The sequence below is a fragment of the Enhygromyxa salina genome (genome assembly GCF_000737335.2).
In the GTDB taxonomy this organism is placed as follows: domain Bacteria; phylum Myxococcota_A; class Polyangia; order Nannocystales; family Nannocystaceae; genus Plesiocystis; species Plesiocystis salina_C.
Window position 1 is genome coordinate 25,410 of record NZ_JMCC02000083.1, and the last position, 22,577, is coordinate 47,986.

22 protein-coding genes are annotated in these 22,577 nt (G+C 68.0%); 11 read left to right on the forward strand and 11 right to left on the reverse strand.

Features of this window, described 5'->3' with window-relative positions; genetic code table 11:
• The first annotated feature begins 96 nt into the window (after positions 1 to 96).
• Together DB30_RS28070 and DB30_RS28075 are read left to right on the forward strand one after the other, a co-directional pair.
• Positions 97 to 369: a hypothetical protein gene (locus DB30_RS28070; protein ID WP_052554610.1), complete on the forward strand. Its 273-nt coding sequence runs from the start codon at positions 97 to 99 to the stop codon at positions 367 to 369.
• The gene (locus tag DB30_RS28075; protein ID WP_052554613.1) at positions 366 to 1,208 is read left to right on the forward strand and encodes a hypothetical protein; all 843 of its coding nucleotides are present in this window, start codon (positions 366 to 368) and stop codon (positions 1,206 to 1,208) included. The genes DB30_RS28070 and DB30_RS28075 overlap by 4 nt, the downstream gene beginning before the upstream one ends.
• Positions 1,209 to 1,223: 15 nt before the next feature.
• On the opposite strand, the gene DB30_RS28080 is transcribed toward DB30_RS28075, so the two are convergent.
• The 3 genes from DB30_RS28080 to DB30_RS28090 are packed head-to-tail and all read right to left on the reverse strand — an operon-like array spanning position 1,224 to position 2,864.
• Positions 1,224 to 1,586: a TraR/DksA family transcriptional regulator gene (locus DB30_RS28080; protein WP_052554615.1), complete on the reverse strand. Its 363-nt coding sequence runs from the start codon at positions 1,584 to 1,586 to the stop codon at positions 1,224 to 1,226.
• A gap of 4 nt (positions 1,587 to 1,590) precedes the next feature.
• Complete coding sequence (locus tag DB30_RS28085; RefSeq protein ID WP_052554618.1) at positions 1,591 to 2,457, reverse strand: enoyl-CoA hydratase family protein; 867 nt, start codon at positions 2,455 to 2,457, stop codon at positions 1,591 to 1,593.
• Positions 2,454 to 2,864, reverse strand: coding sequence for a RidA family protein (locus tag DB30_RS28090; RefSeq protein ID WP_052554621.1), 411 nt, complete (start codon positions 2,862 to 2,864; stop codon positions 2,454 to 2,456). Before DB30_RS28090 ends, DB30_RS28085 begins: the two co-directional genes overlap by 4 nt.
• A gap of 134 nt (positions 2,865 to 2,998) precedes the next feature.
• Here DB30_RS28090 and DB30_RS28095 point away from each other — a divergent pair, with 134 nt between their 5' ends.
• The 3 genes from DB30_RS28095 (at position 2,999) to DB30_RS28105 (ending at position 7,273) form a co-directional block, all read left to right on the forward strand.
• The gene (locus tag DB30_RS28095; protein ID WP_153258422.1) at positions 2,999 to 3,154 is read left to right on the forward strand and encodes a hypothetical protein; all 156 of its coding nucleotides are present in this window, start codon (positions 2,999 to 3,001) and stop codon (positions 3,152 to 3,154) included.
• A gap of 112 nt (positions 3,155 to 3,266) precedes the next feature.
• Positions 3,267 to 4,700, forward strand: a complete 1,434-nt coding sequence (locus tag DB30_RS28100) for a hypothetical protein (protein WP_153258423.1) — start codon at positions 3,267 to 3,269, stop codon at positions 4,698 to 4,700.
• A gap of 44 nt (positions 4,701 to 4,744) precedes the next feature.
• Positions 4,745 to 7,273: a hypothetical protein gene (locus DB30_RS28105; protein ID WP_146660946.1), complete on the forward strand. Its 2,529-nt coding sequence runs from the start codon at positions 4,745 to 4,747 to the stop codon at positions 7,271 to 7,273.
• A gap of 48 nt (positions 7,274 to 7,321) precedes the next feature.
• On the opposite strand, the gene DB30_RS28110 is transcribed toward DB30_RS28105, so the two are convergent.
• The 4 genes from DB30_RS28110 to pseC are packed head-to-tail and all read right to left on the reverse strand — an operon-like array spanning position 7,322 to position 11,811.
• Complete coding sequence (locus DB30_RS28110) at positions 7,322 to 7,792, reverse strand: GNAT family N-acetyltransferase (protein ID WP_052554630.1); 471 nt, start codon at positions 7,790 to 7,792, stop codon at positions 7,322 to 7,324.
• Positions 7,785 to 8,840 carry an N-acetylneuraminate synthase family protein gene (locus DB30_RS28115; protein ID WP_052554683.1) on the reverse strand — a complete coding sequence of 352 codons (1,056 nt, stop codon included), beginning with the start codon at positions 8,838 to 8,840 and terminating at the stop codon, positions 7,785 to 7,787. The genes DB30_RS28110 and DB30_RS28115 overlap by 8 nt, the downstream gene beginning before the upstream one ends.
• Before the next feature lie 5 nt (positions 8,841 to 8,845).
• Positions 8,846 to 10,651 (reverse strand): UDP-2,4-diacetamido-2,4,6-trideoxy-beta-L-altropyranose hydrolase, encoded by a 1,806-nt coding sequence (pseG, locus tag DB30_RS28120; protein ID WP_052554632.1) that lies wholly within the window; start codon positions 10,649 to 10,651, stop codon positions 8,846 to 8,848.
• Between the two features lie 2 nt (positions 10,652 to 10,653).
• On the reverse strand, positions 10,654 to 11,811 hold the full coding sequence (pseC, locus tag DB30_RS28125; protein ID WP_052554636.1) for a UDP-4-amino-4,6-dideoxy-N-acetyl-beta-L-altrosamine transaminase: 1,158 nt from the start codon (positions 11,809 to 11,811) through the stop codon (positions 10,654 to 10,656).
• Between the two features lie 198 nt (positions 11,812 to 12,009).
• Between pseC and DB30_RS28130 the strand changes: the two genes are divergently transcribed.
• The 4 genes from DB30_RS28130 (at position 12,010) to DB30_RS28145 (ending at position 15,905) form a co-directional block, all read left to right on the forward strand.
• Complete coding sequence (locus tag DB30_RS28130) at positions 12,010 to 12,981, forward strand: DsbA family protein (protein ID WP_052554639.1); 972 nt, start codon at positions 12,010 to 12,012, stop codon at positions 12,979 to 12,981.
• 132 nt (positions 12,982 to 13,113) lie between these two features.
• The gene (locus DB30_RS28135) at positions 13,114 to 13,917 is read left to right on the forward strand and encodes a hypothetical protein (protein ID WP_052554642.1); all 804 of its coding nucleotides are present in this window, start codon (positions 13,114 to 13,116) and stop codon (positions 13,915 to 13,917) included.
• Positions 13,901 to 14,275, forward strand: a complete 375-nt coding sequence (locus DB30_RS28140; protein WP_052554644.1) for a hypothetical protein — start codon at positions 13,901 to 13,903, stop codon at positions 14,273 to 14,275. Before DB30_RS28135 ends, DB30_RS28140 begins: the two co-directional genes overlap by 17 nt.
• A gap of 826 nt (positions 14,276 to 15,101) precedes the next feature.
• Positions 15,102 to 15,905 carry a M28 family metallopeptidase gene (locus tag DB30_RS28145; RefSeq protein ID WP_052554648.1) on the forward strand — a complete coding sequence of 268 codons (804 nt, stop codon included), beginning with the start codon at positions 15,102 to 15,104 and terminating at the stop codon, positions 15,903 to 15,905.
• Here DB30_RS28145 and DB30_RS28150 read toward each other — a convergent pair.
• Positions 15,902 to 16,384, reverse strand: coding sequence for a hypothetical protein (locus DB30_RS28150; protein WP_052554651.1), 483 nt, complete (start codon positions 16,382 to 16,384; stop codon positions 15,902 to 15,904). The two genes, DB30_RS28145 and DB30_RS28150, sit on opposite strands and share 4 nt — an antisense overlap.
• Before the next feature lie 115 nt (positions 16,385 to 16,499).
• Positions 16,500 to 18,824, reverse strand: a complete 2,325-nt coding sequence (locus DB30_RS28155; RefSeq protein ID WP_052554652.1) for a substrate-binding and GGDEF domain-containing protein — start codon at positions 18,822 to 18,824, stop codon at positions 16,500 to 16,502.
• A 169-nt stretch (positions 18,825 to 18,993) separates the two neighbouring features.
• Between DB30_RS28155 and DB30_RS28160 the strand changes: the two genes are divergently transcribed.
• Positions 18,994 to 19,617, forward strand: a complete 624-nt coding sequence (locus DB30_RS28160) for an RNA polymerase sigma factor (protein WP_052554655.1) — start codon at positions 18,994 to 18,996, stop codon at positions 19,615 to 19,617.
• Between the two features lie 18 nt (positions 19,618 to 19,635).
• On the opposite strand, the gene DB30_RS28165 is transcribed toward DB30_RS28160, so the two are convergent.
• Positions 19,636 to 20,769, reverse strand: a complete 1,134-nt coding sequence (locus DB30_RS28165; RefSeq protein ID WP_052554656.1) for a tetratricopeptide repeat protein — start codon at positions 20,767 to 20,769, stop codon at positions 19,636 to 19,638.
• A 93-nt stretch (positions 20,770 to 20,862) separates the two neighbouring features.
• Here DB30_RS28165 and DB30_RS28170 point away from each other — a divergent pair, with 93 nt between their 5' ends.
• Entirely contained in the window at positions 20,863 to 21,456 is a 594-nt protein-coding gene (locus tag DB30_RS28170) for a hypothetical protein (RefSeq protein WP_153258424.1), read from the forward strand.
• On the opposite strand, the gene DB30_RS41730 is transcribed toward DB30_RS28170, so the two are convergent.
• The gene (locus DB30_RS41730; RefSeq protein ID WP_205633083.1) at positions 21,453 to 22,574 is read right to left on the reverse strand and encodes a hypothetical protein; all 1,122 of its coding nucleotides are present in this window, start codon (positions 22,572 to 22,574) and stop codon (positions 21,453 to 21,455) included. The genes DB30_RS28170 and DB30_RS41730 overlap by 4 nt on opposite strands.
• Between the last annotated feature and the right edge of the window lie 3 nt (positions 22,575 to 22,577).

Sequence of the window (22,577 nt, forward strand, 5' to 3'; positions counted from 1 at the left end):
CTATCGCTCGAGTCCCACTGGGCGCTCGTTTTCGGCTAGTGTGGGCGAATGACACAGCGCAAGCGGGCACGGAAGTTGTTGAGTTCAAACGCCCGGATGGCGACGCTCGTGTGCGTTGGCGTCGCGGAGACCGCCTGCAACCTGCAGATATCTGACGAACCGCGCGACGAGACCACCAGCAGTGGCTCGGACACGAACACCGACGCGGACACTGGCCCCGGAGACACGGGCACGGACACCAGCACGGGCGGTGGCACTGAGACCGACACGGGCGGCGACACGGGCGGCGACACGGGCGGCGACACGGGTGGCGACACGGAGACTGGCGGGACAGAGGGCGGCGCGGTCCCGCTCGAGTCAGTCCAATGAGCCCGACCGATCCCGATTGGCCAACCGACGAGCTCGAGGCCTTCGAGCTCGAGCTGTTTGGAGAGGGCCCCGAGCGACGCTACCGACGCATGCGCCCCGAGGTCGAGGCCATGCCGTGGGACGACTTCGACGCGTCGGTCTACGACGAGGACGTGCGCTTGGCAGCCCGCGCTGCCTGGACCCGCGCCGCGTTTCAAGAGCACCGCACCGCGGCGGCGATCCTGGTCTCGCTGCGGGCAATGGTCGAGGCACGAGCGCCGCTGGATCTCGTTGGGTTTGCCACGCGCTTTCCCCAAGACGAGCTGGTCCACGTGGAGCTGTGCGCTCGCATGGCCGGCGCGCTTGGTGGGGGCACCAATATCTTGCACAAGCCGCAGGAGCTGATCCGCGATCCGCTCTCGTCGCTGTCGCCGCTGATGCGGGCCGCTGACATCGTCGTGCGGCTCTACTGTGTGGGCGAGGCTGTCAGCATTCCACTGCTGCGGGGGGCGTGGCACGCCGCCAAGCACCCGCTGCCCAAGACCATTCTGGGAACCATCGTGCGCGACGAGGCGGCCCACGGGACCTTCGGATTTTGGTTTCTCGATTGGGCGCTGCCGCTGATGGGCCCCGGCGAGCGGGCGGAGCTGGCGATCTCTGCCGAGCGAGCGATCGCGCCGATCGAGCAGCTGTGGAGCGAGATTGCCCAGGGGGCGGCGCCACAGCCCGACTCCGAGGCACATCCGCTTGGTTGGATGCGAACGGATACCTATCTCGAGATGGCCCACGCCGCGATGCAGACCCACGTGCTGGCGCCGCTGCGCGACCGATCGATCCCAGTACGGACTCGCAGCGCGTGACTCGAGTGCGCGTACTCAGCCACCGCTGGCGCGCTGGCAGTTGAGGCACAGCGGCGACTCGGGGCGGGCTTTGAGGCGGCGGAACTCGATCGGCTCTTCGCAGGACTGACACTCGCCGTACTCGCCACGCTCGAGCCGGTTCAGGGCCAAGTGGGTCAGCTTCAGGCGCTGCTGGCTGGCGCGCCGATTGGCGGCGGTCATTGCCTGTTGCTGCATGGCCTCCATGCGTGACAGGCGACCGATCGGCTCGTTGAGATCCACGGGCGCGGCGCCTTCGCTGGTCTGCGCGATCAACTGCTCGAGCTCTTCGTTCAGGGCCAGCAGTTGGGTGCGTAGCTCGACCAGCTGCGCGGCCGTGAGCGGGGCGGGATCGGTCATTGGCTCACTTCCACTGGGGATCCCGCTTGGCCAGCCACGCGTCGTTCGCTTCTTTGAAGTCCGGGTGTTGCATGCAGATCGCCTGGGCTTGGGCCTCGGCCTCGATCGCGTCGGTGAAGCTCATGTCCTGCTCTTGCTGCAGCATGGTCTTGGTCATGCGCGTGGCAAAGTGGGGCTTGTTCGCGATCGCCCGCGCCAGCTCGAACGCGGCCTCGTCGACCTTGCTCTGAGCTGGATCCTCGCCCTCTTCGACGACGCGGTTGGCCAGGCCGATCTGGGCGCAGCGCTCGGCGTAGACCCGGTCACCGAGCAGCAGGATCTCACTCGCGTGGCCAAACCCGACCACCCGCGGCAGCAGCCAGCTCGCGCCCATGTCCGCGCCCGAGAGCCCGACCTGCGGAAACAAGAACGAGAAGAAGCTCTTGCTGCCCATGACCCGCAGATCGGCCGCCAGCGAGATCACGGCGCCCGCACCCGCGGCGACCTTCTTGATCGAGGCGACGACCGGGGTCTTGCACCGACGAATCGCGTGGATCAGCTCGCCGGTCATCTGGGTGAAGCGCAGCAGGCCCTCCATGTCGCGGTTGAACAGCCGGGTGATGATGTCCTCCACGTCGCCGCCCGAGCAGAACGCCTTGCCCTCGCCGCGGATCACCAGCGCGCGGGCGCCCGCGGGATCGAGGCTGCGGCGATCGATGACCGTGAACAGATCCGTCAGCTCGCGGTAGACCGCGAAGGTCAGCGCGTTGTAGCGATCCGGCCGATCGAGGGTGATGACGCCGACGCGATCGCGCTCTTCGTAGCGAAAGCTGCTGGGTTGTGGGATCGGCAGCGGGCGGAAGTCGGGATCGGGGCTGGGTTGGTCGTTCACGTTGGGGCTCCTGCGCTGGCGAGCACGGCGAGGCCCTGGATCTCGACGCGGGCGCGATCTTCGAGGAGCTCGCTGACGCCGATCAGCGCCATCGTGGGGAAGTGCTTGCCGAGCAGCTCGCGATAGATCTGGCCGACCTGGGTGATCTCGCTGACGTACTCGCGCTTGTCGGTCACGTAGATCGTCAAGCTGATGATGTCCGTGGCGCTGCCGCCCGCGGCCTCGACCACGGCGACCACGTTGGCGAGCGCCTGGCGGAACTGCTCGGAGAACGCGTCGGACTCGATCTCTTCTTTGGTGTTCCAGCCGATCTGGCCAGCGATCGCCAGCAGCTCGCCGCGCGCGGCCATGCCGTTGGCGTAGCCCCGAGGGCGCGACCAACCTTCCGGGAGTACGGTGCGAGGCATGGGCGCAGTGTGTCAGCCGCGGCGGTGGTGGTCCAGGGTGGTATCCTGAGCACGTGGACGAAGCCGCAGCACGTCGGGAGGCCCGCCGTCAAAGGTGGACGTCGCAAGTGTTTCGGTCGGGGGATCCCGAACAGATGGACGACGCTAGTCTGCAGTTTTGGCTGCAGATCCCGCCCGAGGACCGCCTCGCGGTGGTGTGGGAACTCAGCGTGGAGGTCTTTGGCCTCGGATGTGACGAGCCGGTTGAACGACGACCTCCTCGGTCTAGCTTTCGCGTGGTCCGACGCTGAGGCTCGGTTCCTGATCATCGGTGGCTACGCCGAGGGCGCCCATGGAGATCCGCGCGCGACCAAGAATCTCGGGTCGAGACCTTTCTCGACGCCGCTGCTATGCTCCCCGGCGATGCTCGGCGCCACGAGGTTCTGGCAGGAGGTCCACCACTGCTTCGACCCGGCGCGGCCGGTTGGCGTGGATCAACCGCAATTGCACGTCGCGCGCGAGCGGGAGTACAACGCGTTGACGGTCATCGAGCGGTGCCTGAGCGCGCCCACGGGGCCCGATCGCCACCGCTACCTGTTGACCGGCGCGGTCGGCAACGGCAAGAGCTCCGAGCTGAACTTCTTTGCGACCCGGCTGACGCGTACTCGCATCGTCGTGATGTTCGACCTGTGGGGTCACATGCAGAGCCGTGTGCGCGACCCCAAGGCCATGGATCGCCTGCAGATCTGGGAGCTGCTCGGGTTGCTGGGCCTCGCGGTCTACCGGGCTGGCAGCGAGCGCTTTGGCCACAAATGGACGGACGAGCCCCAAGCGCTCGAGCGGGCGCTCGCGGCTCTGCGCGAGTCGGACGCGCCCGGCGCCAAGGCCGAGATCGATGTCGGCAAGCTCGCGCACGGCATGACGGTGATCGCCGGTGGCGCGGCGGGGGCAGCGTTCGGCGGCGTGGTGGGGGCGAGCGCGGGCGCGGCCGCTGGTGAGACGGCGGCGAAGCTCGGCGAGGCGGTGATCGAGGCGGTGAGCGACGCGACGGAGTGGACCTGGAAGCTCGGCCTGTCCAGCAACAAGAAGCGCGGCGATCAAGACGGCGAGGTCCGCGGCGTGCTGCATGCGGTCAACCGCCTGGTGACGGCGCTACAGTCAGCCTATGGGCGCCCGCTGCTGCTGGTGCTCGATGGGCTCGACCGCATCACGGATCCCTCGCGGACCGAGGCGCTGTTCGTCAACTCGGGCCTGCTCGGCGAGATCATGTGCGACGCGCTGTTCACTGTGTCCATGCCGCAGATGCGCATGCACGGCCAGCGCATCGAGCCGTTTCGACTCGAGGATCTGAGCAACGTCCCGGTGCTCGATCGCAACGATCCGCGCAAGCCGGGCCCGGGCATCGAGTTCTTCAACCAGCTGGTCGCGCGGCGGCTGGAGCACGTGCGCGCGCTGTTGGCCAAAGATGAGCTCACCGGGCCCGACGACCCGCTGCCGCAGGCCGAGCTCGAGCGCCTCGCGTATTACTCGGGCGGGGTCGCGCGCGACTTCGTCACGATGGTGCGCGACGCGGCCGCGGAGGTGCTGGTCGACGGGCGCGAGCAGGTTGACGGCGAGATCGTGGACCGCGTGCTGCGACAGGAGCGGAAGCGGCGTGAATTTTACATGGACAAGCAGGAGATCGAGCTGCTCGAGGGCGTCATAGCCGATCCCCTTCGTGGTCTGCCTGGTGGCGAGCTCGCCCTGAACCTTCTCCGCGAGAAGCGTCTGCTCGCGTATCCCAACAACACGACATGGTACTACCCCCACCCGTTGCTGACGCTGGCGCTGCTAGGTCGCGCTGGCTCGACAAGCTAATCGCGCAGCTCGAGCTGGCGCGCGGGGGCATCCTGCTCGCGCTCGTGGACGCCGTGCCGACGCAGCTGGGGTCTGTCGTGCGCGCGCTGTCGAGCGGGCCGCCGTGGGCAAAGGGCCGGCCAGAGGGGATGCTCGAGGTTTGCCTGAACGTGGCAGAGGTGCTCGAGGTCCCACGCGCGAGCCGGGTTCTGCTGCGCGCGCGGGCGGAGGACGCCGAGTGGCTCAACCTGCATCGGCCAGCGTTCGTGGAACGCGAGCTACGCACGGTCCTGTGGCTCGATGACGCGGCGCACCGGGCCGTGTCGCGCGGGGCGGTCGATTTCTATGATTGGATCTCGAGCCTGCATTCGGTTCCGGCCCAGCGGGTGCCTGCGTTTGCGGTCGAGAGCGTACGGGTGGCGCTGGATAGCGGGGCTGGTTTCGTCTGGCGTGGGCCGGGGCTCCGCGACGCCCTCGCCGAGGCGGGGTGGAGCGAGGGCACTGTTGAACTCGACGCCAACGCGCGGCATCCGGACCTGGTCGAGGCGCTGGGGGAGCCGGGCTTGCCGCTGGTGTCGAACGTGGGGAGCGAGCGGATGGCGTGGCAGGTGCGGATGGCGATGGCACGGGCGGGGCGGGTTGGACCGTGGGTCGCCGTCGATGCTGCGCCCGAGCTCGCGGGGATGTGGTCGATCGATGCCGGGCTGCTCGCGTGGGATCAGGCTGCTTCGATGCTGGCCGAGCGAGGCTGGGAGCGGGCGGCGTTGATGGCCGCGTGGGTCGATCTCGAGCCGGGGCGGATCGTCGCGGTCGCGGAGCGACCCAACCGGGCGCCGCTGCGTGCGGTGGATGCGTTTGGTGTCGAAGCGCTGGCGTTCGCGCGCGCGCCTGCGTGGGCGCTGCGCGAGACTGCGAGGGACGATGCGCTTGGGGCCGCGCGGGGGGTGGTCGCGTCTGACCGCGAGGGGCCGAGCGACGCTGCGATGGCGGTGGTGTGGTCAGCGGGCGCGGGGGCGTGGACGATCGATGGAGACGCGCCGCTCGAAGCGCTGCTCGTGCGGGCGCTGCGGGGGCTCGAACGCGGTGAACGGCCTGCTGGCTCGCTCGTGGATCGTGCCTGGCGGGCGGGCTATCTCGATGTCGCGTTCTTGCTCGCTCATGCGTGGGTTGCATACGCACAACGCCAGCTCTCCCGCGGCCGGACACCGGAGGCGAGGCGCGAGGTGAGCGTGGCGTTGGTCTACCTCGCGGACGTGATGCGAGCGCAGGGCGTGGGGACGGTGGAGGTGGAGGGAGAGCAGCGGTCAACGCTGGAGCTGTACAGGGAGAGCCTGGACGTTTTTCGTGGGTTGGTGGCGGAGTTTGGTCGGACGCCGGATGCGATGCGTGACGTGAGCGTGTCGCTCAACAAGCTCGGGGACGAGATGCAAGCGCAGGGATTGGGGACGTTGGAGGTGGATGGAGAGCAACGGTCAGCGCTTGAGTTGTACAGGGAGAGCCTGGACGTACGTCGTGGGCTGGTGGCGGAGTTTGGTCGGACGCCGGATGCGATGCGTGACGTGAGCGTGTCGCTCAACAAGCTCGGGGACGAGATGCAAGCGCAGGGATTGGGGACGTTGGAGGTGGATGGAGAGCAACGGTCAGCGCTTGAGTTGTACAGGGAGAGCCTGGACGTACGTCGTGGGCTGGTGGCGGAGTTTGGTCGGACGCCGGATGCGATGCGTGACGTGAGCGTGTCGCTCAACAGGCTCGGGGACGAGATGCGAGCGCAAGGGGTGGGGGCGTTGGAGGTGGATGGAGAGCACCGGTCAGCGCTGGAGCTGTACAGGGAGAGCCTGGACGTTTGTCGTGGGCTGGTGGTGGAGTTTGGTCGGACGCCGGAGGCGATGCGAGACGTGAGCGTGTCGCTCAACAAGCTCGGGGACGAGATGCGAGGGCAGGGATTGGGGACGTTGGAAGTGGATGGAGAGCAACGGTCAGCGCTGGAGCTGTACAGGGAGAGCCTGGACGTTTGTCGTGGGCTGGTGGCGGAGTTTGGTCGGACGCCGGAGGCGATGCGAGACGTGAGCGTGTCGCTGGAAAGGCTCGGGGACGAGATGCGAGGGCAGGGATTGGGGACGTTGGAGGTGGATGGAGAACAACGGTCAGCGCTGGAGCTGTACAGGGAGAGCTTGGAGGTACGTCGTGGGCTAGTGGCGGAGTTTGGTCGGACGCCGGATGCGATGCGAGACGTGAGCGTGTCGCTGGAGAAGCTCGGGGACGAGATGCGAGGGCAGGGATTGGGGACGTTGGAGGTGGATGGAGAGCAACGGTCAGCGCTGGAGCTGTACAGGGAGAGCCTGGACCTTCGTCGTGGGATCGTGGCGGAGTTTGGTCGGACGCCAGAGCGCATCCATGATCTCGCCGTGTCGCACTGCCGCCTGGCGTTGGCCGCGAGCGACGCTGGCGAGGGGGCGACCGCGTGCCGCGAACTCGGCCGCTTCGCAGCGCTCATCACCGAGCTCGAGCGCTTGGGCTGGTCCAACGTCCGCCTGCGAGCGGACCGCGAATGGCTCGACACCAAGCAGCGCGAGTGGCAGTGCGAGCCCTCGTGAACACGCAGCCCGCCTACACCGTTTGGCCATCCTCAGCGATTCGGCTGTCTAGGTAGCCTCGAGGTAGCGCAGCGCCGGCTCACCGTTGACGACAACACTGGCCGATTGCTCGTAGCCAGCCCGCACGAAGGCGCGCTGGCTGGCGTGATTATCGGGCCGGATCAGCGCCTCGATCTGCGCAAAGCCAAGCCCCGCCGCGATCGGCGTCGCGGCCCGAAGCACCCCCACGCCCAGCCCGCGACCGCGCGCCTCCGGGGCAACATTGACGCTGATCGTGCACAGCCCGTCCTTCGCCGCGCTGGCATCGAGCCGCACGAACGCCACGGGAGCCCCGTCGACCTCGACCACGAAGGGATGCCGGTCGTCCCGGCCCAGCTGCGCGGTGAACCAAGCCAGGTGCTGATCCCAGCCAATCAACTCGTTCGAGAACGAGGCCGCCCGCGTGACGGGATCATTCGCCCAGCGATACACCAGCTCGGCGTCAGCCGGCAGCGCGGGCCGAAACCGGAGCTCAGCCACTCGTGAAGTCCGTCTCTTGCAGCGGGGTCTCGGCGGGCAGATCCCGGGTCGCGACCCCAGCGAGCAGCGCCTCGAGTCGCTTCGGCTCCAGCCCGCCCACGAGCTTGCCGCGCCGCAGCACGTCGACGTTGTCGCGAGAAAACCGCTCACCCTTCGCGACGGCCTTGGTGGTCATCAGCACCCGCCGCGCGAACGCCCGCAGCTCGTCCTCGACCCCATGCACGGTCTTGTCACCGCTACCAACCACCCGCTCGACCGCCCGCACCCCCGCGACCAAGCGCGAGAGCCCATCGGGCTCGACCGCGAACGCATGGTCCGGCCCCGGCAAAAACTTGGACAAAGTGTAGTGCTTCTCCAGCACCGCAGCCCCCAGCGCCGCCGCGGCCATCGGCGCGATCTCGGGGTGCTCGGAGTGATCGCTGAGCCCGCTCGGGATCCCAAAGGTGTCGCGCAAAGTCACCAGCGCGCGCACGTTCACGGCCTCGGGCGGGGTCGGGTACGCGGCGGTGCACTGCATCAACGCCAGCCGATCACACCCAGCCGCCTCGAGGGTGGCGACGGCCTCGCGGACTTCGTCGAGGTTGCTGGCGCCGGTCGACATGATCACCGGCTTGTCGCGCTTGGCGACCTCGCGCAGCAGCGGCGCGTGGGTCAGCTCGTAGGACGCGATCTTGAACGCATCGACGAAGGGATCCAGCAGCGCGACCGCCTCTTCGTGAAACGGCGAGGCGATGAACGCGAGGTTGTGGTGATCCGCGCGGGCGCGCAGGCGCGGGAGCCAGTCCTCGGGCAGCTCCATCGCGGCGATGATGTCGAAGATGCTGCGCTCGTCGCCAAGGTAGTCGCTGCTGCCGGCGGCCTTGGGGTACAGGCGCTTGGCCTTGAACACCTGGAACTTGACGGCGTCGCAGCCGGCCTTGGCGGCGACGTCGATCAGCGCGAGCGCCTGCTCGAAGCTGCCGTTGTGGTTGCTGCCGGCCTCGCCAATGATGAAGCAGGGCCCGGTCAGGGCGAGGGTGCGTCCGCGGATCTCGAAGCTGGGCTGCATGGTGTTCACGGGGCTGCGCGTCGATCTACCACGTCGAGCAGCGCGTCGAGTACACGGTACACGCCGCGGCCGTCGACGGTCGCGCTGCCTTTGGTGGCGAGCGTGGCCAGCCGCGTGGGGTTGGCGAGCAGCGCTTGGATCGTGCGGGCGGCGGCGGTGAAGTCCAGGTCGCCGTGCCAGCCCAGGCTGACGCCCGCGTTCAGGCGATCGATGCCGGCGATCACGGGGCGCTGGTTGTCGGCTGCGGCCACGCAGACCACGGGGACGCCGCTGGCCATCGCCTCCCACACGGTGGTCCCCGCCGCGCACACGCACACGCTGGCGCCCGCGAGCATCGCGGCCATCTCGCGGACGTCGACGTGGATCTCGAGCTGCTCGTGAGTGGCGGCGAGCGCCTCGAGCTGGGCGCGGGCTTGGGGATCTTGGCCCTTGCCCATGATCAGGTCGAGTTGATCGGGGCCTTGGATCTCGAGCAGCGCGCGAACGAAGGGCTCGCTCAGCTGGGCCGGATCCGTACCGCCGAAGGTCAAGATGATCCTGCGTCGGTCGCCGCCCGCCAGCGGAGCCGCCGGCTGCTCGCGAAATTCTTGGCGCAGCAGCACGTAGGGGTGACCGACCAGCAGCCGGGTCCACGCGGCGACGCGATACCGCTGCGGATCAAAGTCGAGGATCTGATTGACGACCAGATCCGCGAGCTGCTCGTGCGCGGCGAGGTCATCGATCGCCAACAGCGGCCGACGTGCCTGCCACCGGGCCTGATGCTCGCGGCCGAACGCGTAGCCGTCGACGACCAGGGCGTCCGCGGTGTCGACCCGCGCGTCGAACTGCGCGTCGTCACCCTCGACGAGCTCGACCCCGTACGCGAGCAGCCGGTCCCGCACGGATCCGACCACGCCACGCCCCACCAAGGTCGCGCGACCCCCCAGGGCGACCCACGCATCGAGCAGCGCGCCCACCCGGGTCACGTGGCCAAACCCCGTGGTGCCGCCCGCGTCGGCCCGCGCGAGCAAGCGCCGGCCAAGCACCCGCGCGGCGCGAGCCTGCATGTCCGAGTCGAGCCCCTTTTGCCGCACGTCAGCGTTGAGCGCGGCGACCTCGGGGTGTGCGGCCAGCCAGCTGGCGATCGCCTCGGTGCGCGCGTCGTCGCCCAGCGCACGAACGACCGCGTCGACCAGCGCGAGGTCTGCGGGCGTGTCGACGGTCAGGCGCAGGTGCCCGAGATCCGGGCCGGGCGGGTCGCTGACGGCCGTCGCGAAGCGCCCCGCCACCCGATAAAAGTACGGCGTCACGTGCTCGCGGTCGCCGTCCAAGCTGGCCTCGCGCGCGGCCCGTTGCAGCCCGGCGACCTCGAACACCTCGACGTCGAGCCCGCGCGGGATCCTGCGCCGCTCGCCGGCTTGATTGGTCAGGTACTCGACGGCGCTGGGGGTGCCGCGGCGGGCGATGAACTCGGTGACCAGGCGATCGAGCTCGGCCGGATCGAGCAGCGGGCAGTCGCCGGTCACGCGCACGACCAGATCGCCTGGGTCCGCGCCCAGCGACTCAATCGCCGCGTGGTAGCGATCGAGCACGTCGTCGACCGAGCCGCGGTGGACCGCACAGCCAAGCGCGCGCGCAGCCCCAACCAGCGGCTCGTCACCCGGGTCGGTGGTCGTGGCGATGATCAGATCCGTGGCCTCGCGCGACCGCTGAAGCCGGCGAACCAAGTGCTCGAGCAAGCTGCGATCCCCCGCGCGCCGCAACACCTTGCCCGGCAGTCGCGACGAGCCCATCCGGGCCTGGGCGATCACGATCACGCGCGGCGTCGCCACGCTCAGCCCAGCACCTGCGTGAGCGCGGCGACCACCCGATCGACGTCTTCGTCGCGCATGGCTGGGAACAGCGGCAAGCTCAAGATCCCCTCGTAGTAGGCCGTCGCGCCCGGGTACCCAAGCGGATCCGCGCCGCGATCCGTGTAGTAGGGCTGGGTTGGAACCGGGATGTAGTGGACTTGAGTCAGGATCCCAAGCTCGCGCAGCGCGGCGACGACCTGGGCGCGCGGCTGACCGATCGCGGCAAAATCAACGTGGACCGCATAGAGGTGATAGGCGCTGCGCGTGCCCGCGGTCCCGACCGCGACCGGCTCGACGCCGCTGACGGTCGTCAGCAATTGATCGTAGCGCGCCGCCAGCTCGCGGCGCCGGGCGACAAAGCGATCCAGCTTGGTCAGCTGGCTGAGCCCCAGCGCGCACTGCAGATCCGTAATCCGATAGTTGTACCCGAGCGTGTGCTGCTCGTAGTACCAAGGCCCCGGCGACGCGTGTCGCAGCAGCGCGGGGTCGCGGACCATGCCGTGACTGCGGAACACCTCGAGCGCCGCCGCCAGCTTGGGCTTGGCCGTGGTGATCGCCCCGCCCTCGCCGGTGGTCACGTGCTTGACCGGGTGAAACGAGAAGATCGCCATGTCCGAGTAGCGGCAGTCTCCGATCGTCGAGTCGGCGGTCTGGGCCCCGAGCGCGTGCGCGGCGTCCTCGATCACGACCAGGTCGTGGCGATCCGCGAGCGCTCGGATCGCGGGCAGATCGACCGGCCGACCGTTGAGGTGGACCGGAATGATCGCGCGGGTCTTGGGCCCGACCAGGCTCGCGGCGTGCTCGACATCGATCAGCCCCGAGCGCGGATCAACATCAACGAACACCGGCTCGGCCCCGACGTAGCGAGCACAGTTGGCCGTCGCCAAGAACGTGAGGGCAGGGACCAGCACCTCGTCGCCAGGCCCGAGCCCCGCCACCGCACACGCTGCGTGGAGCGCCGCGGTGCCGTTGCAGACCGCGACCACATGCGCGGCACCAAGCGCTTCGGCGAGCGCGGCCTCGAACCGAGCGACAGTTGGGCCGGTTGTGAGATACGCGCCGCGCAGGGCCTCGACGACGGCGGCGATGTCGTCCTCGTCGATCCACTGGCGCCCGTAGGGCAGGATGTCGTCGGCCATGGCGGGCAAGCTACAACTGGGGAAGCGTTCGGCGAAGACCCTTCGCCACGGACCCGGATTTTGGGGCTTTCAGGGCTTCTCGCCCGCTCGCGGACGGACTCGCGGACTGGTTCAGCGCGGGCAGCGAAGCTTGCGATCGCGTCTGGGACTGTGAAGCCGGCGTGTTGCGAGCGCGCCGGGCCTAAGTTAGCGTCGCCCGTGCTCCGTGCCGTCCGTGAACTGTCAACCGTCTGTGCGCTACTCGTCGCCACCGCCACCTTTGGGGTAGCCGCTTGTGACGCGCAGCCGGCCAAGGACAAGGCCGCGACCAAGACCGCGACCCAGCCCGCTGGCAAGACCGGCGCACCGGCGACAGGTCCGGCCGCGGATCCCAACCCGGTCGAGGCGCCACCGGCCGACATGATCCTCGAGGCGCCCGGCGTCGATCTCTCGAAGCTCGCCCCGGCCCAGCGCGACAGCTTCTTCCAGGTCATCAACACGGAGTCCAGCGCGTGCGGGCAGGCGCACTCGCTGGCGACCTCGCTGCGCGACGACGCCGAGTGCCGCGACTCGATCCACGTCGCCCAGTTCATCGCGGATCGCCTGGCCAGCGGCGCCGCGGCGGGCGACATCAAGCTCGACGTCGACACCGTGGTCAAGGCCCTGACCCCGCGCGAGATCCCGATCGAGGGCCGCCCCGTGTTTGGCAACGAGCGCGCGCCGGTGACCGTGGTCGTGTTCGCAGATTTCCAGTGCCCCATGTGCAAGCACGAGGCGCCGCTGCTGCGCGCCGCGATCGAGGGCCAGCGCGGGCGCGCCAAGCTGGTGTTCAAGCACTTCCCGCTGACCGAGCACCACCCGCGCGCCGAGGCAGCCGGGGCCGCAGCCGAGGCCGCGCACCTGCAGGGTAAATTCTGGGAGATGCACGATCTGTTGTTTGCCAATCAAGACGCGCTCGAAGACGCGGATCTGCTGGCCTACGCCAAGCAGGTCCCCGGCCTCGACGTCGCCAAGTGGCAGGCCGACGTCGCGTCCGAGCCGGTCAAGCTGAAGGTCGCCGAGGATCGTGCGAACGGCGAGAAGCTGGATCTGCCGGGCACGCCAACGGTCTACGTCAACGGTCGCGAGCTGGTCCAGATGCTGTGGGGCGGCGAAGTGGACGCGTGGATCGAAGACGCGCTGCGGCGCTAGTCACATGCGCCGCCCACGACGGGCAAAATCCGCGACGCTTGCAATGACCTTGGGATGGGCGGCGCTGGCATCGGCGCGCTGTTGGCTTGCTGAACGTCGACATGCCGGAGATCGGGGAGTAGGCTCCGAGTGATGCGCGAGGTCACGTTCTGCGAGCGCTCGACAATCACGGAAGCGTGGGCGCTCGTGCTCGGACGACCGGTACCGGTGATCCCGGAGGAACCAGCTGCCATCGCGCTCACGGCCAAGCGAACGCTACGAGAGAGCGGTCCAGGGCGAGAACTCCACCGCGAACCTGCGCTGATTGTCGCCGAGATCCCCCGCGAGGGGCCCGTCGCGCCATTTTGGAGTCAGCAGTGGTCGTGGGACAGCGGCCAGCTGCGGGCCCGAGTCGGCCACCGCTACCTCAGCGTGCATCGCTTCGCCGATGAGACGCACCGCTACGAGACCTACGAGCGCTCGCTCGAACCAGCCTTGGCTCCCTGGTTGGATGCCTGCTCGCAAACCTACGACGACGCACTCATCATGCCGGCCTTCGAGCAAGTTGCGTATGGGTACATCAATACATTTCGATTCGCGTCTACCAACTTCGATTTATCCCAAGCGTTTCACCTCAACCTCGGGGTTCAACTCGAGGGGCAGCACGATGGGCTCGATGGCGTCGACATCAAACTCTACTATCGCGACAAAGGTCGCATGGACGCGCAAGTCATGGTCCAGATCGCCGCGAGGCAGGGTCCCGACGCCGATGAGTCCCTCCTGGTCCAGACCAAGACCTCGGCAACGATCACCGTGAACAACGGGTTTTGGAAGGACCATGGTCGCATCAAGCGAGAGGTCCTCGCCGCCAAGACAATCGCCAAGCGTGCGTTCTTCGAACTCGCCACCGAGCGGACACACCTCGAGATGGGAGCCCAATATGACGATTCGCCTTGACGACCCCGCGCGTCGCTATCCCGCACCAGCGTTCGCGGCCCCGCAGACGACGCTCGCGCTCGCCCGCCGGGCGCTGCTCGGACAGGTCCGGGTCACGCTGGGCGAGGGGCCGACGCTCCCGCCTCGGGACATTGGTGAGCGAGCGTCCGATCTGGCGCGCCGCTTCGAGGAGCTGCGCTTTGACTTGGTCGGCCGCAAGCTCGACGGCGAGCAGCTGTCGCAAGAAGAGGAGGCGATTCTCGCTGCGATCAACGCAGGGTTGCTGGCGTCGATGCCAACCCCAACGCCCGAGTCCGACCAAGTCCATGCCGCGGTGGAAGAGGCCAAGCTATTGCTGGAACGGAGGCGGCGTGGCTGAGTTACCCCTCTCGGAACCACCCGATTTGGGGCCGAGCGCGAAATATCCCGAATACAAAGACTGGCTACGCGCCAACTTCCACCTCGATCTGTGTTCCTATTGTTTGCTGCCGCATCACAACGCGCTCTCGATTCATTCAGGTACACCGCCGCGGCGGGCTCGAGTTCGTGGCGAATGAGCCAATAGGTCCCGCCTTCGTCATGGGAGTCGATCTCCCCCCAGCCCTGGCCTTCGGACTCACGATCGGGCAGCGGCAGCGGCAGCGCTTGTGCTTCGAGCCACTGCGGGTCGCAGCGTGTGCAAGCCTCGGCGGCTTGTTCGACCGCGAGTCCGAGCGCCTGCCGGTAGAGGTGCGCGAGCCGAACACACCCGCTGGTGACGAGCGCCTCCAGCGTGCCGACCACTTCGGCCGGGTCGTTCTGGACCAGATAGACCTCGAGGCCTGTCCCCCCCGCCATCGCGTAAAAGGAGTGAAGGAAGAAGACCGTTCGCGCCGCCACCGGCCACTGGTCGGTGACCCAGTAGCGCCGCTCGAACCCGTGTGCCCAGGCCTGCTCGGTGATCGACGCTCCAATGCTGCCGATGTGCAGGTCCGCAGACTCCGGCTCGACCTGCTTGTAGGGTGCTGGAGGCTCGAACAGGTCAGCGGGGAGCGGATACTCCACGCGCCCAAGATGGTAGCGAACGCTGGCCGCGAGGGCGCGTGGATCGATCTCACTCGCTGCGAGGGCCGAGCGACCGCCGGGCATGTCGGGTGCACCGCGCTCGAGCACGAAGCTCTGCTCGCGCATGTCGGGCGTCGCTGCACGCCAGCGTCGCGCCGCTCATGCACCGCTCCGACAACGTCCTGGCCATGATCCCCGGTAGTGATCTGGCCGACGAGCTCGTGGTCCTCGGGGCGCACTGGGATCACGTTGGGACCAGCGACAACGGTCTGTGTATGCCCCTGCTTGGCGACGACGGCGTGCTTGACACGATCTGCAACGGCGCCGACGACAACGCCTCTGGCACAGCCATGGTCCTGGCGGTGGCCCAGGCGATCGCAGACTCGGGTGTTCAGCCGCGGCGCACGATCGTGTTTGCCCACTTTGGCGGCGAGGAGCTGGGGCTGCTCGGCTCCTCGGCGCTGGTTCGTGACTGGCCGGCGCAGCTCGGCAAGATCCACTCCATGGTCAACCTCGACATGGTTGGGCGGCTCTCGGAGCTTGGCCTGATCATCTCGGGCGTGGGCACGAGCACGACCTGGCCCGAGCTGGTCGCGCAGGCGAGCGAGGGCGTCGGCTCCATCTGCCTGGAGGCGTCAGCGGCCAGCGACCTGTACTCGTTTAGCGAGGCCGGGGTGCCAAGTCTGGGCTTTTACACGCTGGCCCACGGCGACTACCACATGCCCAGCGACGAGTACGACACGATTAATTTCGAGGGCATGAACACGATTGGCCGGACCGTGCTCGCGGTGACCATGGCCCTCGCTACCGGCGTCGAGCTCGAGCCCGCGAGGCCGAATCACGGCGGCTACGGAGAGAGCTGCACGCTCCTCAACAACCATCAAGAGGGGTTCATGCACGTGGACGGTCGTGAGCCGATTCCATTGTCCTCCCCCGGGTTTCGGACGGACCTTCGCGCCCGCTAACACACGACCTGGCGGCCACCATGCTCCGCGAAGATCGTCTCACACATCTTCTCGAGCTCGCTGTCGTCGGTCTCGACGGCGATGAGGATCTTTCCATTCTCGACCTCTGCGTATAGAGCCCTGAGATGCTTCTCCGCATCATCTGAGCCTGAAATTCCTCCTAGCATGGCACCGTAGCCCCCCAACGTCCCAGCCGCCAACGCCACAGCCGCCAACGGCCCGACGCCGAGGATCCCGCCCCCCAAGGCTGCAAGTCCTCCGATAATCGCGCCCGCGGTGCCACCGATAGCCGCACCGTCGAGTGCGCCCTCGCGGCTCGCCCGCTCAGATGTGGAGAGCATGCTCTCGTCAATGTGCTTCTCATGCAGGATGGCGCTGCAGTGCTCAGTGGAGCAGCCACGCGCTTGTACCAACGCCAACGCGGTCATCGCATCCTCGGGGGACTCGAATAGGCCATAGACGTGCTGAATCTTCGACATCGAACATCATCATAGACGACCCGACACGGCGAAGGCACGCAGGATATGCGGATCACGGAGGGCCAGCTGCTCGCCAACTAAGAGGCCGAGCGAGCGGTGATCGATCAGAGTCGATTCATGGGGCTTCGGGTGGTGCGTGACCGTGCTGGCGGACGTCGTTCCAGTGGTACACGCGGCCCTTGCCGTCGGCCTTGGCGCGGAGCAGCGCCTGATCGGCGTTGCGGAGCAGCCGCTCGGCGAGCCCCGGCTCGAGGCTCCTGGGGCCGCCGCCGCCAAGAGCAGCGCTCGCCGCCTCATCCAAGGTCGCAACCCCGAGGCTGGCCGCGACGAAGCCGTTGGCGTCCACGTTTGCAAGGGCAGCGCGCAGCCGATCGGCGACGAGCATGGCGGCTTCGGCCGTCGTCTCTGGCTCGATGATCACGAACTCGTCGCCCCCAACCCGCGCGACCACGTCGGTGGTCCGGAGCGTGCGCTGCAGCGCGTCCGCGACCCGGACGAGGACCCTGTCGCCGGCATCGTGCCCGCGCACGTCGTTGACGCGCTTGAAGCCGTCGAGGTCGACGACCGTGACCGACAGCGCGTGACCGTAGCGGTTGCAGCGGGCGAGCTCATCATTGAGCCGGGCCGCGAGGTGGCGGCGATTGAACAGGCCCGTCAGCGGATCGATGATCGCGAGGCGCTCGACCGCGCGGGTGAGCTGGGCCCCCTTCACGGCCGAGCTGATCCCCTGGCGCAGGAGCTCGTAGACGAAGCCCTCGCTGCCGTACTCCAGCAGCGCCAGCCCGAGGCGCGTGCCGTGATGCGTGAGGGGCTGAACGATGACGTGGCGCCCGTTCAAGTAGCCCGCCGGGGCCAGCTGCGAGGTTGGATAGCACCCGACCGCGCCCTCGCAGGCGTCTGGGTCCGAGGCCACCGCGATCACGAGCACGTCTGGCACCGGCGGCAAGCTGGCGGTGACGCCCGGCGGCCGGACCGACGCGTGGTCCTTTGGTGGCGAGCTGGCGTCGAGCACGTCCGTGAACAGGGCGACGACAGACGAGCCGATGCCGACCCGAGGCAGCGCCTGCAGCCCCTGGCCAAGGGTCGACAGGTTTGGCGACGCCATGAGCTGACCTGTGACTTCGCTGAGCACGACCATGCGCTGCATCAACTCTGCGCCGCGGCGTGCGAGGGCCACGGCCCCGATGTCACTAGCGATGAACAGCGCCTCCTGACAGGTCGCGTCCACGTGCGCCGCGAGCTCCGTACCCGGAGCCGCCCAGCCCATGGCCTGCCGGCGGAGGGCGAGGAGCACGTCCTGAAACGCGGCGGTGATCCCATCGTGGTGGTCGGGGCGCTCGTGCAGCAGGTCCTCGACGGTGTCGAAGAACAGATCCGGCGCCGAGCCCCGGACCTGACGCACGAACGAGCTGGCGAGCCTGTTCGACCAGTCGGGGCCAAGGCCTTCGAGGCCCCCGCCCGCGCCCCGGCGCAGCTCCGCTTCCACGCTCTCCAAGTTGCTGGCGACCTCGTCGAGGTTCACTTGTTGGAGTGTTGGCGGCCGCGACAAGCTGACGTCGTAGGGGCGACGCGGGCAGCCGCAGGAGCGCCGGAACACGGGCTCCGTGTCGAACATGACGACCCCGGGCACCAACGGCGCGCCATCGATCGCGGCGACCAGGCGCTCGACGGCGTAGCGAATCTGCTTCTCGATTGGCTGCCGCACGGTTGTCAACGGGGCCTCGAGATGCCGGGCGAGGCCCAGATCGTCGAATCCAGTCACGGCGATGCGCCCCGGCACCCGCACACCCCGGAGCGCGAGGGCTTGAACCACGCCTGCAGCCATCTCGTCGTTGGCGCAGACGATGGCGTCGAGATCGTCGACACATACGCCGTGGGCTGCGAAGAAGGCGGTCACCGCAGCCTTCCCGGACTCGCTCTCGAAGTTGCCCTGATAGTGGAGCCGGGGATCCTGGGTCAGGCCGTGATCGCGCAGCGCCCGGCTGTATCCGGCGTAGCGCGCCTGGGTCTCTGGGTTTTTCTCGTGACCGCTGACAAACGCGAGGCGCCGATGGCCGTGGTGACAAATGAGATGACTGACGAGCTTGTAGATGCCCGACTCGTTGTCAACGAGCAGCGAGGTGACGCCCTCGAGCTCGACGCCAAGCGACACCGTGGGCAACGGGGCCAGGCTCGCCGCGAACTGCTCGAGCTCGCCCCGCGTCGAGAGATGCCCAATCGTGTGAGCGCTGATCAGGACCGCGTCGACGATGGTCGGCGACACGAGGTCGAACACAAAGTGGCGCGCCGCATCACGGGCGTGACCAAGAATGCCGCCCTGTAGACTCACGAGCTCGACCTGGTGCTCGTCCAACGCCGGAACGAGCACACGCAAGAGCGCGTTTTGAAATTCGTGCTCGAAGTCGTTCGTGAGAAAGGCGAGACGCCTACGAGAAGGCATGGGGCACCTCGAAAACAGCAGAAAACCGAGTCTAGCCCACAAGCAGCTGTTCGTGTGGACGAGGAGCGCGAGGGGTTTCACCACGCGCGCTCGGGTGGACTTCACGTGGACAAGCACGGAGCGCTCCGATACGCTCGCTCGTATGGGGTCCGGGGGTGACGCCACTCTCGTGGACGACACGCCAGATGGGTCCGAGCAGGCGGTCGGGAGCGCGCACACCGAGGACTTGGACCTCGCCCGCTCTGTTGCGCGCGGGGACAAGCGCGCGTGTGAGGACTTTGCTCGCCGGTTGCTGCCCACCGTGCGTCGAGTTTCGCGGGGACTGCTGCGGGGCAGTGACGACGCGAACGATGCGGCCCAGATCTCGCTGATGGATCTGCTCCGCTCGGCCTCCAACTATACGGGCCGTGGTCCGCTCGAGGCGTGGGCGCAGCGGATTGCAACGCGATCGAGCATGCGTTGGATGAACAAGCAGCGGCGCGTGCGGGAGCGGGCGCTGGCGCAGGCCCACGAGACCGACGCGCAAGATCGCCGGGCGGTGCTCCGGACCGAGACGTTGGATCGCCTGCCGCGGCCGCTCGACGAGTATCTGGATCAGCTCACAGATGTGCAGCGCGCTGCCGTGTTGTTGCGCTTTGCGCTGGGCCACACCATCCCAGAGATCGCAGCAATCACGGATGCCCCGATCCCAACGGTGAAGTCGCGGATCCAAAAGGGCCACCAGGAGCTGCGCCGCTTGGTTCGTCGTGATCTGAACCTGGGCGTGCGCAGCGCGGACGACCCTGAAGACTGAAGACTGAAGACTGAAGACTCAGTCTCCGCGCAGCGCGTCTGCGTGGGCACTGTTTGGGTAGGTCTGCAAGAACGCGTCGAGCTCGGTCTTGGCTGCCGCGGTCTGCCCAAGCGATCGCAGCGCACGGATCTTTCCGTAGTGTGCCTCCTCGGCCAGCGGGCCCCCCCGCTTCAGGTATCGGTCAAAGTGGCGAAGCGCCTTGGCTGGATCGTTGAGCGGGCCCTGGTACAGCTGCGCCAGCGAGACGTGGGTTGTCCGCACCTTCGCGGAGCTGGGGTACGCTCGAATTAATTGCTCGTAGGTCTTCGCGGCTGCAGCGAAGTCGCTCGCCGCGCGTTGACTGCGGGCGAGCTCTAACAAAGCATCGGCGCTGGGAGCTTGGTGTTGATGCTCGTGGGAGCTTGGTGCGCTTGCCGGCTGGTCTTGGTGTGGATCCACGGCGGGTGGATCGGCTGACTCCGCCGTATCGACCGGCACCGCGACCTCGGGTTCGCTGCCGGTTGACTCGCCCGCCTCGAGCACGCGGGACGCCCCGTCGGGGCGGGTCACCGTCACGGCGCCGCGCTCGACGACGACCTTCCACGCGGCGGCCTGACGCGTCGCGCTGAAGTCTGCCGTGTCGGTCGTTGCCTGCACGCCAACGCCAGCCACGGACAAGACGATTGGCCCTTCGGCCTCGACGCGGGCGGTGCCTTCGTGGAGCTCGACGTTGCCGTTGAGCTCGAAGGCCCCGCGCGAGCCCGGTGCCAGGCAGGCACGGGCGCCGTCTCGGGTCCCGCAGGTCTGGCGATCCGTCGTCGCTACGACGCCTTCGAGGGGCGTGCCCTCTTGTTCCAACACCCAGCTCGCGTGGGTCAGCCCGCCCGTATCCACCTGAGTCACCGTGGGCACTTCACGGTTGGTGTTGCTTGGGAGTAGCCACAATGCGAGCGCGGCTGCGGCGGCGAGCAGTCCGGTTGCAGCGAGCCAGGGGGCCACCCGCTGGCGCGCCTTGTCACGGTGCACGCTCTCGAGGTGGGCGGTGACCGCCGCCGAGATCAGTGCCGCGTCGTCCTCTTCGGACACCGCACCCGCGTCGGCGCGCCCGCGCAGAGCCGTGAGAATGGCCCGATCGACCTGGTCCTCTGCACCGTTGCTCGCGTCCGTGGACATCTCGTAACCCTGGTGGCCCGCAGAGCTTCAAACCGGACGAAAAAACCAGCAAAGCGCCGAATTGGCCCGGTGTGAAGGTATACTGGCTCGGTCGTGAACTCGGTGCACATATTGCTCATCGCGGTCGCGGGTTCATTGGCCGGCGGGTGCACGCAGGTGCACCAGCTTGGGCAAGTCGATGGCGCAGCCGACAGCGCCGGAAGCGCCACGTCGTCGATGACCACCGAAGACTCGGGCGATTTCACCGACACGTCCAGCACCAGCTCCGACAGCGGAACGGACTCGAGCTCCGACACCAGCGATGACACCGGTGACAGCGGTGACAGCGAGGACACGAGCGACGAAACGGGCGGTGACGAGACCGGCGACACGGGCGGCCCGATCCCCGACGCGTGCGAGGTCGTGGATCTCGGAGGAAACGAGGGTGTCACCACCGAGATCGTGCTCATGAGCCAGTGGGACACAGGTGCGTGCCACGAGATCTACGTGACGAATCAGACCCGCGACGATGTGATCTGGACGCGGGATCTTCGGTTTGGCGGCACGGTCGATAATTACTGGAACGCAGAGGGCGAGCAGCTCAACTCAACGGACTGGCGCTTTGGTGGGCAGCCCTCCGCCGACAACATCGTCGTGCTCTCGGGCAAGACCGTGGTGTTTGGCAGCTGCATGGTGTGCGCGCCTTAAAATTCGTACTGCAGTCCTGCACGCGCCTCGCCGCCAAATGGCCAAGGGTCGAGCACCGCTCGGGCCACGCCGAGCTCCTGCACATCGACCCGCACGTTTCTGAGCCACCCGACCCCGGCACCGCTCACGACCAGGCCCAGGCCGCGGTGAAGCTGCACGACGAGATCGGCCCGAAGCCCCAGGCCCACGCGAACATCCGAACCCGCGTTGAGGCCGGCGCCCGCGCTGGGACTCCACCAGATGAGCTCGGCCACGCCGGTCGCCATGAGGCGCCCACTCACCGTGTGTGTCGGGTTGAAGGCGTAGCCAGCGGCCAAGCTCGCGGGGACCCGATGGAGGCGTAGATCCGTGAGCTCGTCGCGGGCCTGGCCCATGATCCAGCCAGCGGTGATGGCCGCGGTCAGACCGATCGGGAACCGGACGCCGACATCCAAGGTGGCGCCGCTCTGCCACGCGGCGTTCGACGCCAACGTTGCTCCGAGGTAGCTCAGACCCACACGCATGCGAGGGCTGGCGGCAGGTCCCACGCTGACAGCTGCGGGCTCTGGGATTGGCTCGGGCTCTGGGGTTGGCTCGGGCTCTGGGATTGGCTCTGGCTCCGGCTCCGGCTCCGGCTCTGGCTCTGGCTCCGGCTCGAGGCTACGCATTCCGCTGGGAGCACCCGCGCGCAGCGACTCTGCGGCGCCACGGACGATCACGGCCAGCAACTCCGCGAGCTCGTCGGACCCTTCGGGAGCCGCGATGTCGCGAACGTAGCCAAGGTCGGTCCCGGGCGGCAGCACGAACAGCTCGACGGTGTTGGGATCGAGCCGCACCAGCCAAAACACCGCTCGCCCGCGCTGCTCGGCCCCTAGTTTTCGAGCCCAGGCGAGCTGCACGAACACGTTGTCGAGCGGTCGCTTGGTGACGCTGACTTCAATGCCCAGGTCGGCCAGGCTGGCGGCGAGCACGGGTTGCAGATCCTCTGCGGCGAGCTCCGGCCAGTCGCCCACCAGCCCGAACGCGATGCCCCCCACGGACACCTCGGGCGAGGCTTGGGATCCTGCGCTGGGGGCCTTGGGTTCTGGTGACGTCGGCGCTGGCCCCATGACCGACGTGAGCAGGAGTAGGCGGAGCATTCA

Bases quoted from the DNA above. Each gene is read 5' to 3' on its own strand.
- DB30_RS28070 (WP_052554610.1), top strand. From the start codon at position 97: ATGGCGACGCTCGTGTGCGTTGGCGTCGCGGAGACCGCCTGCAACCTG.
- DB30_RS28075 (WP_052554613.1), top strand. From the start codon at position 366: ATGAGCCCGACCGATCCCGATTGGCCAACCGACGAGCTCGAGGCCTTC.
- DB30_RS28080 (WP_052554615.1), bottom strand. From the start codon at position 1,586: ATGACCGATCCCGCCCCGCTCACGGCCGCGCAGCTGGTCGAGCTACGC.
- DB30_RS28090 (WP_052554621.1), bottom strand. From the start codon at position 2,864: ATGCCTCGCACCGTACTCCCGGAAGGTTGGTCGCGCCCTCGGGGCTAC.
- DB30_RS28095 (WP_153258422.1), top strand. From the start codon at position 2,999: ATGGACGACGCTAGTCTGCAGTTTTGGCTGCAGATCCCGCCCGAGGAC.
- DB30_RS28100 (WP_153258423.1), top strand. From the start codon at position 3,267: ATGCTCGGCGCCACGAGGTTCTGGCAGGAGGTCCACCACTGCTTCGAC.
- DB30_RS28115 (WP_052554683.1), bottom strand. From the start codon at position 8,840: ATGCAGCCCAGCTTCGAGATCCGCGGACGCACCCTCGCCCTGACCGGG.
- pseC (WP_052554636.1), bottom strand. From the start codon at position 11,811: ATGGCCGACGACATCCTGCCCTACGGGCGCCAGTGGATCGACGAGGAC.
- DB30_RS28135 (WP_052554642.1), top strand. From the start codon at position 13,114: ATGCGCGAGGTCACGTTCTGCGAGCGCTCGACAATCACGGAAGCGTGG.
- DB30_RS28140 (WP_052554644.1), top strand. From the start codon at position 13,901: ATGACGATTCGCCTTGACGACCCCGCGCGTCGCTATCCCGCACCAGCG.
- DB30_RS28145 (WP_052554648.1), top strand. From the start codon at position 15,102: ATGCACCGCTCCGACAACGTCCTGGCCATGATCCCCGGTAGTGATCTG.
- DB30_RS28150 (WP_052554651.1), bottom strand. From the start codon at position 16,384: ATGTCGAAGATTCAGCACGTCTATGGCCTATTCGAGTCCCCCGAGGAT.
- DB30_RS28155 (WP_052554652.1), bottom strand. From the start codon at position 18,824: ATGCCTTCTCGTAGGCGTCTCGCCTTTCTCACGAACGACTTCGAGCAC.
- DB30_RS28165 (WP_052554656.1), bottom strand. From the start codon at position 20,769: ATGTCCACGGACGCGAGCAACGGTGCAGAGGACCAGGTCGATCGGGCC.
- DB30_RS41730 (WP_205633083.1), bottom strand. From the start codon at position 22,574: ATGCTCCGCCTACTCCTGCTCACGTCGGTCATGGGGCCAGCGCCGACG.